Below are 503 nucleotides of genomic sequence, written 5' to 3'. Positions count from 1 at the left end.
CCGCGATCCAATTTGGCTTCAATGATAACGCCCTCTGCAGTTCGTTGAGGATCTGCTTTCAGATCAAGCATTTCAGCTTGAAGAAGGATAGCTTCGAGAAGTTTATCAAGATTTTGACCAGTTTTAGCAGAAACTTCAACGTCCAAAGTTTCTCCACCCATAGTTTCAACAAACACTTCATGTTGTAGAAGTTCTGTACGCACTTTTTGTGCATTCGCAGCTGGTTTATCAATTTTGTTGATAGCAACAATGATAGGTACACCAGCAGCTTTCGCATGATTGATTGATTCAATCGTTTGAGGCATAACACTATCATCAGCGGCTACAACGAGAACAGCAATATCAGTAACACGAGCTCCGCGTGCACGCATAGCGGTAAATGCAGCATGACCTGGTGTATCAATAAAGGTAATTTTTTGACCATTTTGTTCTACTTGATAGGCACCAATATGCTGCGTAATACCTCCTGCTTCGCCAGAAACAACATTTGCTTTACGAATAGC

1 protein-coding gene is annotated in these 503 nt (G+C 41.7%); it reads right to left on the bottom strand.

Annotated elements, in window-relative coordinates:
* The coding region (locus ACFIL8_RS12805) for a translation initiation factor IF-2 (protein ID WP_375690165.1) at positions 1-503 on the bottom strand (503 nt) is incomplete at both ends.

Origin of the sequence: Bartonella sp. AP57NXGY (genome assembly GCF_042195805.1) — a bacterium.
GTDB lineage: Bacteria > Pseudomonadota > Alphaproteobacteria > Rhizobiales > Rhizobiaceae > Bartonella.
Note: the sequence above shows the minus strand (reverse complement) of the source record. Positions and strands in the feature narration are given on the sequence as shown.